The organism is Gordonibacter sp. 28C (assembly GCF_003339845.1).
Lineage (GTDB): Bacteria > Actinomycetota > Coriobacteriia > Coriobacteriales > Eggerthellaceae > Gordonibacter.
Window position 1 is genome coordinate 1 of record NZ_PPTR01000025.1, and the last position, 1,639, is coordinate 1,639.

The 1,639-nt window shown below is 56.1% G+C and carries 1 protein-coding gene; it reads right to left on the minus strand.

Annotated features, from left to right (window positions below; translation table 11 throughout):
• Positions 1–383 precede the first annotated feature (383 nt).
• Positions 384–1,499: an IS110 family transposase gene (locus C1878_RS16380; RefSeq protein ID WP_114602632.1), complete on the minus strand. Its 1,116-nt coding sequence runs from the start codon at positions 1,497–1,499 to the stop codon at positions 384–386.
• Between the last annotated feature and the right edge of the window lie 140 nt (positions 1,500–1,639).

Genomic DNA, 1,639 nt, shown 5'->3' on the forward strand with positions numbered 1-1,639 from the left:
GAGTAGAACATTGTCAAGAGGCAATAAAGGCTCAGGCCAGAGATTTGCTCCAGCTTGAGCCTATCTATCTTCACTTGATCTCTGATCTCGACAAGCAGTGTCAAACCGACGCTCGTATTCGCAGTTTAATATCCGCGGGTTGCCGACCTTGGGCTAGCGCCACCCGCCGTGAGGCGGCTGCATCATCGCCTCGTATATTGATCGGCCTTGCTTCGCATTTCGTTGCTACGGCTGGATGCGCGCACCTTCAGAACAAGAAGAGTCTTTCCGCGAGCATATCAGCTAAGCTGACGCTCAACAAAAAAATCTGGGATCGCATCCAACGACCAGTCGATACAGACCGGAAGATCAAGAAAAGAACGCCATGGGAAAGAGATCCGGGTCTAGGCGAGCGTCCCTTCGCTCATGCGCCCGAGCGCCCATATCCAGCAGGCGAGCTCTCGTGCCGTAGCCACGTTCGCGACCACAGGGCGCTTTCTCAGCTCGTATGCGAGGTGATGCCTCCGTTCGACCAGCCTCTTCACGCCGGATGCCGCGTGGCTGGATACCGCAAACGGCACGATCGGATCGTTCAACTTTCTCTTCCTTTCCTTGGTCGCTCTCGTGTAGTGCCAAGATGCTTCTACGAGGAGCTTGCGCAAGTGGGAGTTGCCGGCTTTGGTGATGCCGCCTCTGGATACATGCTCGCCGCTTGAGTGCTCGGAGGGCACAAGACCAAGCCAGCTTGCATACGATCGTGCGGAATCGAACCTGGAGAACACGCCCGTCTCCACCACCAAGGCAAACGCCGTCATGGTCTCGATCCCCTTCATGCAGCGAAGAGCCTCCACCCGGTCGTTCCAGCGGGGACGCTGCACGTATTGGGCGATCCTTTTCTCTATGGCTTTTTTCTGCGCCTCTATGTGGCGAACCTCGGATATGTAATAGTCGAGGGACTCTTGCGCGGCGCTTCCTGGAAGCTCTATCTTTCTGATCCATTCCCAATGAGCCCGGGTCCACGCGCCGCGCCGCTTGCCTTCCTCGTTGTATTCGTCCCAAACATATCCCCACTTGATAAGCAGATGGGTCAAGCGATGCTTCGCACGCGTGAGGTCGTCCCGTATGTCTTCGAGCACGCGCGACAGGTTCCTTGCGGCGTCCGTTTCCTCATCGGGCACGAACACCTCCACGATGTTGTGCGCCATGAGCTGACGCGCCAGGAACTCCGCGTCGTTGCGGTCGTTCTTCTTGCGCTTGTCGGATGCGGGGCGCTGCATCTTCGATACCGCTCCCACGATGCAGTCTATGCCGAGATCCCTCAAAGCGCGCACGAGGTGGAATCCCGTAACGCCCGATTCGTAGACTGCTTTAGGCGATTCGAACCGAGAGATCCAGGAGGCGACTTCTGCAGGCGAGTATTTGAACCTTTGCGAGCGAACCTCTCCCGTAATCGAATCGAGCGCAACTGCGGTAATAGAACGTGCGTGGACATCAAGGCCGATTGAAGTAACATGGTTCATGGTGAGCCCCTCTCGTATATGTGGCAACCTGGGAAGAATTGCCGGTTGTATGGACGCGACCATTATCAGCCCAAAGATCCACGGTCAAATGAGAAGACGATATGAAGTAGGGGCTCACAATGTTCTACTCATATCGTCTT

Excerpts from the sequence above, each read along its gene's own strand:
- C1878_RS16380 (WP_114602632.1), bottom strand. The coding sequence starts at position 1,499 with ATGAACCATGTTACTTCAATCGGCCTTGATGTCCACGCACGTTCTATT.